A 15,435-nucleotide genomic window follows, 5' to 3' on the forward strand; every position below is an offset into this window, starting at 1 on the left:
AGGCATCAGCTTGATCGGCGTGAACCTTACAAGATCGTCAGCCAGGAGGGATTTCTATTCAAACATCACACGTACAGCCAGCAGTCGGCGCGCCCAGAAGTAAAAGCCATCCGATCCTGCGAAATATGAAACGAAGCCGGTATTTATATTTGATTTTTTTCCTGCCTTTTTGCTATTATGTATGCTTTCATTATTGGCCGATGTATGGCATTATCATTGCTTTCAAGGATTACAATATCGTCAAGGGCATCACGGAAAGTCCTTGGGTCGGACTGTCACATTTCAAAAAGTTTCTGAATGAGGAATATTTTTGGAAGCTGGTTCGAAACACGCTGCTCATCAATATTTACGAGCTGTTCTGGGCGTTTCCGGCGCCGATTATTTTGGCTCTGCTTCTCAATGAATTAAAAAGCAAGGCTTTGAAAAAATTCGCCCAAAGCGTCAGCTACCTGCCGCATTTCATCTCTACCGTTGTCGTCTGCGGGATGATCGTCAATTTTCTTACACTGGACGGTCTGGTCAATCAACTCATTACGTGGTTTGGCTTGGCACCGATTCAATTTCTGATGAAGCCGGAATGGTTCCGGACGATTTTCATTTCCTCGGGGATTTGGCAAAGCATCGGCTGGGGCTCGATTATTTATCTGGCCGCGCTGACTGCTGTAGATGAGGAGCTGTATGATGCCGCCAAAATCGATGGAGCCAACCGCTGGAAGCAGTTGATTCACATCACACTTCCCGAAATTTCGCCAACGATATCGATTATGCTCATCCTCAATATCGGCAGGCTAATGTCGATCGGCTATGACAAAATTATTTTGCTTTATAACGGTTCGACCTATGAAACGGCAGATGTGATCTCGACCTATGTGTACCGGAGAGGGCTGCTTGGCAGCGATTTCAGCTATGCGACTGCGGTAGAGCTGTTCCAGGCGGTGATCGGGCTTGTACTGCTCGTCTCGGCGAATCGTATTTCCAAAAGAATCAGTCAAACCGGATTGTGGTAGATAACAGGAGGTTGTCATGAACAAACATACTTCATTAGGGTCCAAAATTTTCGACGTGTGCAACATCGCGGTGCTGCTGCTCCTGATCTTCATAACGGTATACCCGATTTATTACATCTTTATCGTGTCGATCAGTGACGGCAATCTGGTTACGCGCGGTCTGATCAAGCTGCTTCCGATGGACATTACGTTTGATGCGTATCTGGTCGTATTTAAAAATCCGAAGATTTGGCAGGCTTACGGCAATACGCTGCTGTATACGACTGTCGGGACGACAATCAACGTGATCCTGACAGCGCTATGTGCGTATCCGCTCTCCCGAAAGGATTTTTACGGGCGCAACATCTTCATCTTTATGGTTGCGGTCACGATGTTCATCAGCGGTGGTTTGATTCCGGTGTATCTGGTCGTCCAGAAGCTCGGGCTTATCGATACGATGTGGGCATTAATGCTGCCTACGGCAATCAGCACCTTCAATATGATCATTATGAAAACCTATTTCGAAGGGATTCCGGTCGCTCTGCAGGAATCGGCTTATCTGGACGGAGCCAACGAGCTACAGGTGCTGTGGAAAATTATTTTGCCACTCTCGCTTCCCGTTATGGCTACGATGGTGCTGTTCTACGCCGTACATCATTGGAACAGCTTTTTCCCGGCTTTGATTTATTTGAACGACAGCGACAAGTTTCCCGTGCAGGTGCTGCTGAGGAACATCGTCATAGCGGGCGAATTCGCTGATCAAACCGCGGATGTGGGCAGTGCATCATCCAATTTCCGTGTTGTTGCGACCAACTACAAGTTTGCGGTCATTATTATTACCGTGCTGCCGATCCTCGTAGCGTACCCGTATTTGCAAAAGTATTTTGTCAAAGGCGCGATGATTGGCGCTTTAAAGGGTTAAGCACCTTTACATTTCACATCCTTAATGAGAGGGGGAATGCTCCGGGATCACCGGGCACCCGGCTTCATTGACTGTTGCGTGCTCAGCATGCTTCAAAATTAACGCTTGATCTACACAAAGGGAGGTTTATCCAAGATGACTAAAGCATGGGTAAAAGGGGTTTCCGTATCACTGTCCACAATCATTGTGGCCACGGCTATTGCCGGATGCACGGGGACTGGCGGTAAAGAGGCAGCACCCGCTGCACCGGGAAGTAACGCAGCTGGAGCAGATGCAGGTAAAATTTCTGCCAAGGAACGGGAGATCACGATAGCTTTCCCGGAGCATCCGAACCAGCCGGTCAAAAATATGGCTCCGATCCAGCAGGAAATTCTCAAGCAGACGAACATCAAGCTGAAATTCGAAACGGTGCCAAACAGCAATTATAACGATAAGAAAAAAATACTGATCGCCACCAATAACTTGCCGGACATTATCCAGGTAGATATGGCCGATATTAACAGCTTTGCATCGACGGGCGTGTTCGTGCCGCTGATGCAATATATGAATAAGGGACTGATGCCCAATTTCAAAAAAGTATGGGATCAATACCCGGACATGGCGAAGCTGACCGCGGACGGAGACTTGTATGGCTTCCCGGCGATAGGCCGCAATGAGTTGAAGAATGGCTTCGGGCCGGTCATCCGTACCGATTTGCTGAAAAAACATAACCTGCCGACACCTAAAAACTTTGACGAGCTGCTGACTGTGCTAGCTGAGCTCAAGAAGATTTATCCCGATTCGACGCCGTTCTCCGCACGTAAGGGAAGCGGACCTATCCACCAATTGTTCAAAACGATGTCTTATATGCTGGGCTCGGGAGTGGGCAGCGGCAACGGGATTTATTTTGATAAAGATGTGAACGGCGGCCAATATGTGTACGGACAAGGCACGTCCGAATTCAAAAACGTACTGGCTTACCTGAACAAAGCCTTCACGATGGGGGTGCTCGACAAGGATTATGCAGTCGCGACACAGCAGCAGTGGACCGAGAAGCTGACCAGCGGTAAATCGTTCTTTTTTATGGACAACAGCGGCTTTGCGCTTGATTATACGAAGCAGCTGCAAAAGGCAGTTCCGGACGGCAAGCTTGAGCTCATTCCGATCCCGGAATATAAGCCTGGCAAAGCCAGAGCCGAATTTTACGCAACAACGATAACGAACGACAGAATTTTTGCGATCAGCTCCAAGGCCAAGGACCCGGAAACACTTGTCAAGCTGATCGACTGGATGTACACCGAGAAAGCATCCAACCTGATGAACTACGGTGTTGAGGGTGTCCACCATACATTGGACGAGAAGGGCCAGCCCAAGCTGAACAGCGATTATGTCATGAAATTTAAAGACGGCCAGCCTACCGCTTTCTATGCGATGTATTCCGATCTGGGCTCCGGCAAGCTGAGCTTTACGCCATGGTTCTCCAACTCCGAGCCGCAGGTGCAGGTAGAGAAGCTGACGGGCAACTGGAGCGACATGCATGAGCAGTTCTGGAAAACGATTGCCAATGACAAGGCTTACCATGATCCTTATCTGGAACCGCCGCTTACAAAGGAAGAGGCTGCTCGTGTCAAGGAAATACTGGTCAACCTGAACACGATGCTGGAGCAGGAATATGACAAATTTATTATGGGTGTCAAAAAGCTGGATGAATATGATGCTGTCATGAAAAAAGCCCGTGATTCCGGAGGCGCCGAGCTGGAAAAAATTTATAACGGCGCGTTAGCCAGATTGAACCAGAAGAAATAAGACAAGAGAGAGTGGAGTGAAACCATGAAGCTGAAGGAACAGAGCCGACAATTTGTATTTGAGGAGGATCGCCCGTTCGCCGCCTGCCACGCCTCGACGATCGTCACGCTGCCGAACGGCGATCTGCTGGTTGCCTATTTTGCCGGGAGCAAGGAGGGTGCGCCGGATGTGGCGATCTGGTGCTCGACGAGAACAGACGGTGTATGGTCCAAGCCGCGAATGGTGGCGGACGAAGAAGGCGTCGTACATTGGAATCCGGTATTATTCCGAAAGACTGATGGACAAATCGTGCTGCATTACAAGGTGGGCAGCCCGATTCCGCAGTGGTATACAAGAATGATCGTGTCCGATGATAACGGTGAAACCTGGAGCGAGCCGGTTGAATTGGTGCAGGGAGATTCAGGCGGGAGAGGTCCGGTTAAGAACAAGCTGATCGAACTGCAGGATGGAACCTGGCTAGCTCCCGCCTCTATTGAAGGAGAAACCTGGGATGCATTCGCCGACATCTCACTAGACCAGGGGCAGACCTGGACGCAAAGCGCGATGGTGCCTGTGCTTCGTCCTTCTGCCGAGGGCGGCGAGGGGCAGGAAGGAAAGTATTTTGTCCGCGGCAAAGGTCTCATTCAGCCGACCATTTGGGAATCGGAGCCTGGTCACGTACACATGCTGCACCGCAGTACCGCCGGTTTTATTTACCGCAGTGATTCTTCGGACTCGGGCCGCACCTGGTCGCCTGCTTATCGAACGTATTTGCCGAATAACAACAGTGGCATCGATTTGGCGCGCATGGATGACGGAACGCTTGTACTCGCTTACAATCCGGTCGGTATGTACAATGGCCCGCGGATGCCGCTCCTGCTGAGCGTATCCACAGACAATGGCGAGAACTGGGAGCAGCTGATTGTGCTGGAAGGCGACTACCGTACCTATACGAAGCCAATCGAACCGGGGGAGTACTCGTACCCGGCTGTGATTGCCGAAGGCAGACGTATATACGTGACCTACACATGGAAACGGGAGCGGGTTGTGTGCTGGAGCCTGGAGCTGGAGTCGTAAGAAATCCCTGAACATTTAGGAGGTCTACCCATATGGCAACTTTGCCTGAATTGAGAGAACGGTTTAATCAGCCGCCTGCGGAATACCGTTCATTGCCTTTTTGGGCCTGGAATGATGAATTGCAGCAGGAAGAGCTGACGCGGCAAATTAAGGATATGAAGGCTCAGGGCATGGGTGGCTTTTTCATGCATTCGCGTGACGGGCTGGAAACGCCTTATATGGGACCCGAATGGATGGAAGCCATTCGTGAGTCGGTGGCTCAAGCGGAACAACAGGGGATGAAGGCGTGGCTGTATGATGAGGATCGCTGGCCTTCAGGCTCTGCGGGAGGACAGGTTCCGGCTATAGGGGATGAGCACCGTTCCAAAGGGTTGACAATCGAAGTAGCACGGGGCTCCTTCCAGCCTGACGGTGCCATTGTCGCCGTATTCAAGGCGGCAATCGATGATATGAAGCTGCTCCGCTGCGAGCAGCTTCAACTGCCGGAGATAGCCGGTCCAGCCCCCCAAACAGCCGCAGTACTGGCCGAGGATGAAGTGCTGCTCGTATTCAGGGTCGAGGTATCAGCTCCAAGTGAATGGTTTAATGATCAGGCGCCGCCGGACAGCATGAATCCTGACACGGTCCGTGCTTTTATTGATTCGACCTATGAGGTTTATAAAGCTGAAATTGGCGAGCAGTTCGGCCGCACGATTGCCGGTATTTTTACCGACGAGCCCAGTGTGCATGACCGGCACAGCACTTATACGGCGGGGCGCGGCTGGATTCCATGGACATCCACGTTTCCTGCCTACTTCGCAGACAAGCGCGGGTATGATATTCTTGAGCTGCTGCCTTACATTTTCTTTAACGGAGAGCAGTCCCCGCATGCACGGCATGATTACTGGCGGACCGTATCGGATAAATTTTGCGAGTCGTATTCCAAACAGTTAGGCGATTGGTGCGAGGATAACGGACTTGCCTTTACCGGTCACTTTTTGTGGGAGGGCTCTCTCGGAGTGGCGACACGGGTCGGCGGAGCTATTATGCCGCATTATCGGTACCAGCATGTTCCGGGAATCGACCTGCTCTGTGAGCAGACCAACGAGCACTTAACCGTCAAGCAGTGTACTAGCGTTGCCAATCAATACGGCCGTAAGTTTACGATTTCTGAAACGTATGGTTGCACGGGCTGGGAATTCACCTTCGAAGGCCAGAAATGGGTTGGGGATTGGCAGTACGTACTGGGCATCAACCTGAGATCCCAGCATCTTTCCTTGTATTCATTAAAGGGCTGCCGCAAAAGAGATTACCCTCCCGTCTTTAATTACCAGAACAGCTGGTGGAAATATAATTATATCATGGAAGATTATTTTGCCCGGATCGGTTCGGTTATGAGCGAAGGGCGGCCGGTCAGGGATATTCTGGTGCTGCATCCGGCTTCAACCGCCTGGTCGATGCTCGGTACCAATCCTTATGGAAGCAAAAAACGCGGCCTGGACCGTGACATTCCGGCTATTGACCAGTATGGGTTTGAATTTAATGATTTTTTACGTATTTTGCTGGGAGCTCATTATGATTTTGATCTTGGTGATGAGACGATTATGGCTGAGACAGGAGCGGTTCGCGATAACAAGCTTTTTGTGAATCTGGCAGGTTATGAGATTGCCGTCATTCCGCCGGTACACACGATGCTGCACAGCACGTATGAGCTGCTTCTCCAGTTTCTGGAGCAGGGGGGCAAAGTGGTTGCGATGACGCCATTCGCCACTATGATCGAAGGCAAGCCATCCGAGGAGCTGATCGGCCTATACGCCCATCCGGGCATCACAATCGCTTCGAGACCGGAGGAGGTTATTGCGAAGCTGGAGGATATCCAACCACGGCCTGTACGAATTCATAATCGGTATGCGGCTGAAGCTTCCGAGCTGTTCATTTTGTTCAAGGAGGTTGAGGATGGACATACGCTGTTCGTCGTCAATAATGATCGTGATCAAGGTTATGAGGTGCGTATCGATATTCAGCTGATAGGCCGTGTTGAAGAATGGGACGCATTGACCGGGCAGATTACGGAGATCGATTCATGGATCGAACAAGATCGTATGTGCTTTAACGCCCAATTCGGTGCTGCTGCTTCCAGGCTGTACATGATCCACCCAGTCGACGCAAGCACCTTGAATGCATCAGCTTCATCTCCAAAGGCGTTATCACAATCTCAGTCTGAACCAATTCTCTACGCGGCGGCAGGTCCTGAATTCCGTTTTTCGAGGACGATGCCTAATGTGCTCACTCTGGATACATGTGAGTACCGCATGGGTGACGGTGATTGGTCGGAGGAAATGCAGGTGTGGTCTGCTCAAAGGGAAATCCGCGATACATTAAGCATGCGACAGGTGTATTATAATGGCATCACGCAGAGATACAAGTGGATTCATGAAGAGCACCCCCATAATGGTACACCTGTCGGGTTCAGGCTGCGGTTCGATGTGACGGATCTACCTGCCCAAGAAATTCGGCTTGTGCTGGAAGGCTCGCAGCAGTTCCGTATCCTGCTCAATGGTCACGAGATCTCCAATAAGGCTGTGGGCTGGTTCGTTGATAGATCGATGGATTGTATAACACTTCCTGGCATCAGGCAGGGCAGCAACGAGCTGGAGTTGTATGCTGACTACACGCAAGCGATGGAAATCGAGGACTGCTACCTGATCGGCGATTTTGCGGTCAATTTGTCGCGGAGCATCGTAGAAGAACTGGACACGCTCCGTACAGGAGATTGGTGCTTGCAGGGCTATTATCATTATAATGGAAGCATGATTTACCATGTCGATTATATTCAACCGGACGATGAAACGGGAAAAGCCGTCCTGCTGCTGGGTGACCATTCTGCGGTCACTGTGGAAATCCGAGTGAACGGAGTTACTGCCGGACACGTGCCTTGGAAAGCCGCCGATGGAGTCGATTTGACCCCTTATCTGAACGCTGGCAGTAATGCGCTGGAGATCGAGGTCATGGGCAGCCCGCGCAATATGTTCGGACCTTTTCATGAAGCGAGGGGATCACGGCAAGCTATGATCGGCTGGGATTCCTTTCGCAGGGAGGGCAATGAATTCACGCCCGGCTATATTGTGCAGCCTTATGGTTTGTTTGAACAAATCAAGATTGTTCAAATCCATTAATTGCAAGCTGGCCTCGTAAGCACAAGCCTGGAGGTACGTTTCGGCCGCGCAGGGCAGCTTGTTCACCGAGAACTTCAACTTCAATTCAGCCATCGGAAGCAAAAGAGAGGAAACAACGATGAACAACGGGATCATGCGATTCAAACAATTCCAGAGCAAGCAGAACCGATTATTTCTCAAAATTTTATCGTATTTCCTGTCTCTTTTGATTCCGATTATTATTATTGGCGTGTCCGAATATGCGTACTCGATCAGCATTATGAAAAATCAGTTTAACGAGCGGATTACCACCAATCTGGAATCTGCCGCGAATACGATAGATTTGTATATTAATACGACGCAGGAGACGGGGATCAATTTTTTATTTGATTATACCGTCATGAATCTGCTTATTCCCAAGGACCAACAAAGCCTGACCATCAAATCAGAGCTGTGGCGCTTGCCGCGTATTCTGCAAAGAAGCGAGAACATTATTAGCAATTTTACGGATTCAACCTTTGTTTACATTGATAATCAGGAGGTTTACGTCGGTGCGGGCGTTAACACGTTTAACTCCTACTTCAATAACATTTATAAGTATGAGAAGTACGACACGGCATTTTGGATAAATAAACGGAGCTCGACCAAAAGCATAGAGCTGCTGCCGGTTTCCAGTGTGATTCAGGAGCAGATGGCGATCAAACAGGTTGTACCTATCGTCATGACCAACCGGATTCAGAATCAGAATGCAGTGATGGTCGTCAATATTTCCGTTAATGCGATCGTCAATGCATTGAAGGGTAATGCCGTTTTTGATTCCACTAACTTTGTGGTGCTGGATGGGAATCAGCAGATTATTTACGATGAGCAGGGACTGATGGATGGCTCACCGGAAAGATCGGCCTGGCTGCCTGCTTATCATGAACAAGGCGGAGCGCAGGATATCGAGATACAGGGAAAGCGCTATATGATTGCCCATATCAAGTCCAATTTATATGGTTGGGAATATTATTCGTTCACCCCACTCAGTGAATTCAACCATCATACGGTTAATATTTTGCAAATGACGGTGCTGTTATCTATCGTGTTGATTGTGATGGGCATTATCTTTTCGTTCGTATTCAGCATTCGCATATACAATCCGATTCGCAACATTCGTGATGTGATTGCCTTGAAAAGCGATTTGGGAAGCGGAGATCATGCAGATAATATCCATTCCAATGAGTTCGATCTGATCCGCCAAGGGATTGACCGTCTTTCCGACAGCAACCAGCAGTACAAGGTTAAATACGACAAGCATACAAGCGAGTATGTCGAGTATTCGCTGCTGTTTCTGCTTAAAGGTCACACCTTGAATCAGGAGGAAATATTACGAGAAACCTTGAAGGCAGACTTCGGCTTCACGCGTGCGGGATTTATATGCTGCTCGGTCCATTTTGATTTTAAAGAGGCCTTTTACGAGGATATTCAGGATACCGAACGGATCTATGTAATCAATGGAATTAAAAAAATCATCTGGTCCCTGCTCGGTCGTGACCTGCCTGCTTACGTACTGGAGCACCGGATGCATCTGTTCGTCGGGCTTGTGAATGTGGATGAAGCACAGGAAACGGAATTGCTGTACGAGGCTTTTAACCGGATGCTCGGAATTTTCGAATATGACATACGGATGTATTACGATATCACGATAGGAATCGGTACCTTTTACACAAACGTCAATGATATCGGCACTTCTTACAATGAGGCGATGACGGCGCTTGGCAAACGTAATAAAGAAAAAAGGTTTCAGATTGTCGATTCCAGCCACATGTCAATCCGCAACAGCTACCAATATTCGTTGTACGACGAGCAGAAGCTATTAAATTATTTGAAGCTGGGCGACGAATCAGCCGTAAGTACTGTGCTTGAGGAAATTGTCGAAAATAATATGCGACGCAGCATGTCCTATGAGCATATGGGGCAACTGTTTAAAGAAATGTATGTAACTGGTGTCCGCTTTTTAGCGGAAAAAGGCCGTAATGTTACGTTTCTGGAGATGGATCAACAGCTTCAGCAGTTCACAAGTCCCGCAATTGGGGATACGCTGACCGGAACGAAGGAGGAGCTGCAGCAGATCATTCAGGCATTTTACGCCCGAATTATTGAAGTGACCAAAGCGCAAAAAGGTCAAAGATCGGGCAACCTCGTCTCGCTTATCGAAAAATATATTCAGGAGCATTACACACAGGATCTGGGCTTGGAGCAAATAGCCGATGAAATGGGCGTTTCCGTGAAATACGTGTCTCGAGTATTTAAAGATAAAACCGGCGTATATTTGACCGATTATATCAATCAGGTGCGTATTGAAAAAGCCAAAGAGCTGCTGACCCGGACCGAGATGAAGGTCAATGATATTGCTGAAAGTATTGGTATTCACAGCCGGACCACGTTTTTGCGAGTGTTCAAAAAAGTAGAAGGCATCTCACCGAACGAATATCGCACTTTGTATAAAAAAACCGATTAGGCTGGCTGCAGTGTTCAGTCGAGTGTGACGGGCGGCCTGTCCGACATGGAGGTATTCTGATGGAATTTGATTACCCACAACATAAAAAGCTGCGCGTGATTATCAACACGGACACAAAGGCAGAGGCAGATGATCAGTACGCCATCGTTCATGGCATTTTGACTCCATCCTTTGAGCTTCATGGAATTATAGCAGCCCATTTTGGGGACAAAATTTCGCAAACAAGCATGCTGGACAGCAGGGGAGAAATCGATTTGCTGCTGCGGCTGATGGGACTGGAAGGCAGCATAAGAGCCGAGAACGGAGCACCGCATCCGATGCCGGACGAGCTTACGCCGGTCGATTCAGCGGGAGCACGCCTTATTATAGAAGAAGCGCTCAAGGACGACGACCGGACGCTGAACATCGCTTTCTGCGGACCCTTGACCGATATGGCGTCAGCTTTACTGCTGGAGCCGGCTATCGAGGGTCGTAATATTCGCGTCATCTGGATTGGTGGTTATACGTGGCCCGCAGGTGGCAGAGAGTATAATCTGGCCAATGATATCCATGCGGCCAGTGTTGTTTTTAAATCAAGGCTTGAGGTATGGCAGGTTCCCTATAATGCGTATCGGATGATGCCTGTCAGTCATTCGGAGCTGATTGAAAAGGTATATCCACACGGCAGGATCGGTGCCTATCTGGTCGAACAGCTGCTGGAATACAACAGCAGGAAAAAAGAAGCTATCGAATACCGCTCATTGGGAGATTCGCCTGTGATCGGGCTGATCATGTATCCTGAGGGCGGCAGATCGGAATGGCGGCCGGCACCGGAGATTGATCCGCAGATGCATTACATCCATAATGGCCGGCATCGGGCGATTAAAGTATACGAGACGGTAGATCCGCGGTTTATTTTGGAGGATTTTTTCGCTAAAATTGCCCGTTTTGCCCGCAGCTCAAATGAAGATTGATTAAATTTCATATTATCGTACGATAATGAAAGATGACAATGCTTTTGGTGTCATCTTTTTTGTGTGATTAAGGAATCCTATCGAAACTTGCAAAATTTTAGGGATATGTATAAAGTTAATAGTAGGGAAAAGGTGGAAAGCTATGATCGCACCATCTGTTTGTTATTAGATATTGGAAAATGGGTAACATAACCTTATTAAAAATGGAGGAAACAAACATGAGTGCAATGAACTCGTTTCAAAATTGGTTATCCAAGGGTAAAACCAGTTTACAGGATTCTGTCAAGAAGTATAAAAACAAGGATCTTCTCGAAGCCATAGTTGCCGGATGCGCTGTAGTAGCTTCAGCTGATGGAAACATCTCTGCAGCCGAGAAGCAAAAGATGGCCGGTTACTTAAGTCATAGTGAAGAGTTGAAAGTATACAACATGACGGATGTTATCAATCGGTTTAATCATTATGCCGGCAATATGGATTTTGATGTAACCATTGGTAAGCAGGAAGCTCTGAGAGCGATTGCTCCGTTCAATTCCAAGCCGGAGATCGGCCGTGTTATTGTAGGGGTATGCTGCGCGATCGGTGCAGCCGATGGTGATTTTGACGAAACAGAAAAAAATGCAGTTCGCGACATTTGTAAGGTACTGGGACTGAGCTCCGGAGAATTTGGTTTGTAAAATCTTGAAACCAACTATAGGCGAATGCCGTATTACTGGTGAAAGATTGAGATCAAGCGAATGGAGGTACTGATGAATGTCCATTTCATTAGTTAAAGGTCAGAAAATTGATTTAACAAAAGGACATGCAGGCTTATCCAAAGTTGTTGTTGGGCTTGGATGGGATGCGATCGAACAGAAGAAAAGCTTCTTTGGCGGCAAAAAGCCTGCTATTGATTGTGATGCTTCAGCCCTACTGTTGAATGCAAACAACAAGCTGGAGAAGAAAGAGGATTTGGTGTGCTTTTATAACAAAACAAGTGCATGCGGTTCTGTTGTTCACTCCGGAGATAATACGACAGGTGAAGGTGATGGCGACGATGAGCAAATCGTTGTTGATCTGGCCAGAGTACCTGCTCACGTACAGAAAATTTTGATGGTCGTTAATATTTATGACTGCGAAGCCCGTAAACAGGACTTTGGCATGATTAAGTCCGCCTATATTCGTGTATTTAACCATACGAATGATCAGGAGCTGGTACGTTTTAATTTGACCGAGAGCTATGCTGGCAAAACAGCATTGATTGTTGGTGAAATTTACCGTAATAACGGCGAATGGAAATTTAATGCAATTGGCGAAGGCGAGCTAGCCGCACATATCGACTTGTTGGCCAGACGCTACACATAATCTTTGTACAAGCAACACCAAACCTAAAATTATAGAAAAGTGAGGCGAATTTTATTATGGCAATCAGCTTAACTAAGGGACAAAAGATTGATCTGACAAAAACCAATCCAGGCATGACTAAGGTGCTTATCGGTTTAGGATGGGATACGAACAAATACGATGGCGGTACCGCTTTTGACTTGGACGCTTCCGTGTTTACTTTGAATGCTTCCGGTAAAGCCGGGTCCGAGAAAGATTTTATTTTCTACAACAACCCGAAAAACGAGAATGGTTCCGTTGTACATACAGGAGATAATAAAACTGGCGAAGGCGACGGAGACGATGAGCAAATCAAAGTTGATTTGGCTTCAGTTCCTGCAAACGTCGAGAAAATTTCAATTTGCATTACGATTCATGAAGCTCAAGAGCGCAACCAAAACTTTGGACAAGTCTCCAACGCTTATGCGCGTATTGTGAACGAAGAAAGCAATGAAGAATTGATTCGTTACGATCTGGGAGAAGATTTCTCCGTCGAAACGGCAATCGTCGTTGCTGAATTGTACCGTAATAACGGTGAATGGAAATTCAGTGCTATCGGCAGTGGCTACAAAGACGGCTTAAACGGCTTGGTACGTGACTTTGGGCTTGCATAAACAATAATCCTGCTCATGTATGCCATGACATGGACAATAAGCCGCCTTGTAAAGGCGGCTTATTGTAAATAACGGTGATACCTAAATTCGGAGGGAGATATCCACATGACAATCAGCTTATCCAAAGGACAACGAATTGATCTTACCAAAACGAATCCAGGACTGACCAAAGTTATTGTTGGTTTAGGCTGGGATACGAATAAATATAACGGCGGTAGTGACTTTGACCTTGATGCTTCAGCATTTATGCTCTATCAGGATGGTAAAGCCAAAGGCGTAGATGACTTCGTATTCTATAACAATCCGAAAACACCTAATGGCTCTGTTGTGCATACAGGCGATAACCGTACAGGTGAAGGTGACGGCGATGATGAGCAAATCATTATGGATTTCTCATTAGTGCCTGCTAATGTTGAAAGAGTCGGGATTACCGTAACGATTCATGATGCACAAGCCCGCTCACAAAACTTTGGACAGGTTTCCAATGCGTTTGTTCGCATCGTAGATGAATCCAATGGCAGAGAAGTGCTGCGTTATGATCTGGGAGAAGATTTCTCCGTTGAAACCGCAGTAGTCATCTGTGAATTATATCGCCAGGGATCGGATTGGAAGTTCCAGGCAATCGGTTCCGGTTTCTCTGGTGGCCTAGCTGCCCTTTGCAAAAACTACGGCCTTGACGCCAACTAAGCTTCGTAACTTAAAACGTAAGAAAGGTGTGTAGTCATGGCGATCTCAGTAGTTAAGGGTCAGAAAGCCGATCTGACTAAAAACAACCCTTCGTTAACTCAAGTTATAATTGGTATGGGTTGGCGTAATGCGAATGGTGTGGATCTTGATTTTTCCGCATTTGTGCTGGGGGCTAATGGGAAGGTTTCACGTGATGAAGACCTTATTTTCTATGGAAATCCTGTAGGAGCTAATCATGCGGTTTCCCTGACAACAGGTGATAAGCGGAATATGGCGGGACTAACTGACCGGGAGCAGGTCACGATTCAATTGGGAAATGTACCTGCACAATATTCCAAGATTGCTTTTACCTTGACTGTCTATGAGGGAGAGAAAAGAAAACAAAATTTCGCTCAAGTAGACGATGCTTACATTCGTATCATGGATCCTGCGTCTGGCAGCGAGTTGCTTCGCTACAACCTGGGGAAAGATTTCTCCGTCGAAACGGCCGTTGTCGTAGGAGAATTATATAGATACAACAGCGATTGGAAGTTCAATGCGATCGGTTCCGGTTATTCTGGTGGCCTGGGAGCGTTGTGCAATAGCTTTGGTATTGAGGTGAAGGAAGAAGAGATCAAAGCACCAACACCGCCGACACCTCAACCGCCGCCAATTGTTCAAGCAGATAAGCCGCCCGCTAATAACCCGCCGCTGAATCTGAACAGGCCCAGCCAGCAGCCCAATAACCCGCCACAGCAGCAGCCGCTTAATTTGAATCGGCCTTCTAGGGAGCCTGCACAGATACCGCCAGCACCAACCGTACCACCAGCAGCCAATCCGATCAACTTGAACAAAATCGAGCTGAAAAAACGCGGAGATACGATTAATCTTCAAAAAAATTCCGGCTCACTTGGTGAGATTCTCGTCAATCTGAACTGGGACCAGAAGAAAAAATCCGGTTGGTTCGGTGGCAGCAGCAATCTGGATCTGGATTTGGCCTGCTTGTATGAATTAAAGAATGGAAGCAAGGGTGTTGTACAGGCATTGGGTAATTCCTTTGGTTCGCTTACGCGTGCGCCCTATATTTCCCTCGATGGAGATGATCGGACGGGTACGGTGAAATCCGGCGAAAATTTGCGGATTAATGGAAATATGCTGAAGGAATTCAAACGGATTCTCGTATTTGCCTTTATCTATGAAGGAGCAGCCAACTGGGCGGAAGCCAACGGCGTCGTCACGATCAAGCAAAGCGGCGGTCCCGATATCGAGGTCCGGATGGATGAGCATGAGAAAAATAAAGGTATGTGTGCCATTGCATTGATTCAAAATGTGAATGACCAAACCTTGAGCATTGAAAAACTGGTCTCCTATTATGCGGGTCATGCTAAGATGGATGAAGCTTATAAATGGGGCTTGAGATGGGTTGCTGGTTCCAAATAGTTGTTAGTTAAAGGGGG

12 protein-coding genes are annotated in these 15,435 nt (G+C 47.8%); all 12 read left to right on the forward strand.

Features of this window, described 5'->3' with window-relative positions:
* Positions 1 to 125 precede the first annotated feature (125 nt).
* The gene (locus OB236_RS18450) at positions 126 to 1,007 is read left to right on the forward strand and encodes an ABC transporter permease (RefSeq protein WP_144026542.1); all 882 of its coding nucleotides are present in this window, start codon (positions 126 to 128) and stop codon (positions 1,005 to 1,007) included.
* 16 nt (positions 1,008 to 1,023) lie between these two features.
* Positions 1,024 to 1,908 carry a carbohydrate ABC transporter permease gene (locus tag OB236_RS18455; protein WP_076233970.1) on the forward strand — a complete coding sequence of 295 codons (885 nt, stop codon included), beginning with the start codon at positions 1,024 to 1,026 and terminating at the stop codon, positions 1,906 to 1,908.
* Positions 1,909 to 2,043: 135 nt separating this feature from the next.
* The gene (locus OB236_RS18460) at positions 2,044 to 3,693 is read left to right on the forward strand and encodes an extracellular solute-binding protein (protein WP_262685324.1); all 1,650 of its coding nucleotides are present in this window, start codon (positions 2,044 to 2,046) and stop codon (positions 3,691 to 3,693) included.
* Between the two features lie 24 nt (positions 3,694 to 3,717).
* Positions 3,718 to 4,749, forward strand: a complete 1,032-nt coding sequence (locus OB236_RS18465) for a sialidase family protein (RefSeq protein WP_262685325.1) — start codon at positions 3,718 to 3,720, stop codon at positions 4,747 to 4,749.
* A 32-nt stretch (positions 4,750 to 4,781) separates the two neighbouring features.
* Positions 4,782 to 7,904: a glycosyl hydrolase gene (locus OB236_RS18470; RefSeq protein WP_262685326.1), complete on the forward strand. Its 3,123-nt coding sequence runs from the start codon at positions 4,782 to 4,784 to the stop codon at positions 7,902 to 7,904.
* A gap of 118 nt (positions 7,905 to 8,022) precedes the next feature.
* On the forward strand, positions 8,023 to 10,386 hold the full coding sequence (locus OB236_RS18475; protein ID WP_262685327.1) for a helix-turn-helix domain-containing protein: 2,364 nt from the start codon (positions 8,023 to 8,025) through the stop codon (positions 10,384 to 10,386).
* Positions 10,387 to 10,445: 59 nt separating this feature from the next.
* Entirely contained in the window at positions 10,446 to 11,339 is an 894-nt protein-coding gene (locus OB236_RS18480; protein ID WP_262685328.1) for a nucleoside hydrolase, read from the forward strand.
* Positions 11,340 to 11,566: 227 nt separating this feature from the next.
* Positions 11,567 to 12,013 (forward strand): tellurite resistance TerB family protein, encoded by a 447-nt coding sequence (locus tag OB236_RS18485; protein WP_076234052.1) that lies wholly within the window; start codon positions 11,567 to 11,569, stop codon positions 12,011 to 12,013.
* 76 nt (positions 12,014 to 12,089) lie between these two features.
* Positions 12,090 to 12,680, forward strand: coding sequence for a TerD family protein (locus OB236_RS18490; RefSeq protein WP_262685329.1), 591 nt, complete (start codon positions 12,090 to 12,092; stop codon positions 12,678 to 12,680).
* A gap of 56 nt (positions 12,681 to 12,736) precedes the next feature.
* Positions 12,737 to 13,312 (forward strand): TerD family protein, encoded by a 576-nt coding sequence (locus OB236_RS18495; RefSeq protein ID WP_262685330.1) that lies wholly within the window; start codon positions 12,737 to 12,739, stop codon positions 13,310 to 13,312.
* A 105-nt stretch (positions 13,313 to 13,417) separates the two neighbouring features.
* On the forward strand, positions 13,418 to 13,999 hold the full coding sequence (locus OB236_RS18500; protein ID WP_262685331.1) for a TerD family protein: 582 nt from the start codon (positions 13,418 to 13,420) through the stop codon (positions 13,997 to 13,999).
* A 36-nt stretch (positions 14,000 to 14,035) separates the two neighbouring features.
* The gene (locus OB236_RS18505; RefSeq protein WP_262685332.1) at positions 14,036 to 15,418 is read left to right on the forward strand and encodes a TerD family protein; all 1,383 of its coding nucleotides are present in this window, start codon (positions 14,036 to 14,038) and stop codon (positions 15,416 to 15,418) included.
* The last annotated feature ends 17 nt before the right edge of the window (positions 15,419 to 15,435 follow it).

The sequence above is a fragment of the Paenibacillus baimaensis genome (genome assembly GCF_025567575.1).

What these genes read in the sequence shown, in the direction of transcription:
- OB236_RS18450 (WP_144026542.1), top strand. Translation starts at nt 126, where the DNA reads ATGAAACGAAGCCGGTATTTATATTTGATTTTTTTCCTGCCTTTTTGC.
- OB236_RS18455 (WP_076233970.1), top strand. Translation starts at nt 1,024, where the DNA reads ATGAACAAACATACTTCATTAGGGTCCAAAATTTTCGACGTGTGCAAC.
- OB236_RS18460 (WP_262685324.1), top strand. Translation starts at nt 2,044, where the DNA reads ATGACTAAAGCATGGGTAAAAGGGGTTTCCGTATCACTGTCCACAATC.
- OB236_RS18465 (WP_262685325.1), top strand. Translation starts at nt 3,718, where the DNA reads ATGAAGCTGAAGGAACAGAGCCGACAATTTGTATTTGAGGAGGATCGC.
- OB236_RS18470 (WP_262685326.1), top strand. Translation starts at nt 4,782, where the DNA reads ATGGCAACTTTGCCTGAATTGAGAGAACGGTTTAATCAGCCGCCTGCG.
- OB236_RS18475 (WP_262685327.1), top strand. Translation starts at nt 8,023, where the DNA reads ATGAACAACGGGATCATGCGATTCAAACAATTCCAGAGCAAGCAGAAC.
- OB236_RS18480 (WP_262685328.1), top strand. Translation starts at nt 10,446, where the DNA reads ATGGAATTTGATTACCCACAACATAAAAAGCTGCGCGTGATTATCAAC.
- OB236_RS18485 (WP_076234052.1), top strand. Translation starts at nt 11,567, where the DNA reads ATGAACTCGTTTCAAAATTGGTTATCCAAGGGTAAAACCAGTTTACAG.
- OB236_RS18490 (WP_262685329.1), top strand. Translation starts at nt 12,090, where the DNA reads ATGTCCATTTCATTAGTTAAAGGTCAGAAAATTGATTTAACAAAAGGA.
- OB236_RS18495 (WP_262685330.1), top strand. Translation starts at nt 12,737, where the DNA reads ATGGCAATCAGCTTAACTAAGGGACAAAAGATTGATCTGACAAAAACC.
- OB236_RS18500 (WP_262685331.1), top strand. Translation starts at nt 13,418, where the DNA reads ATGACAATCAGCTTATCCAAAGGACAACGAATTGATCTTACCAAAACG.
- OB236_RS18505 (WP_262685332.1), top strand. Translation starts at nt 14,036, where the DNA reads ATGGCGATCTCAGTAGTTAAGGGTCAGAAAGCCGATCTGACTAAAAAC.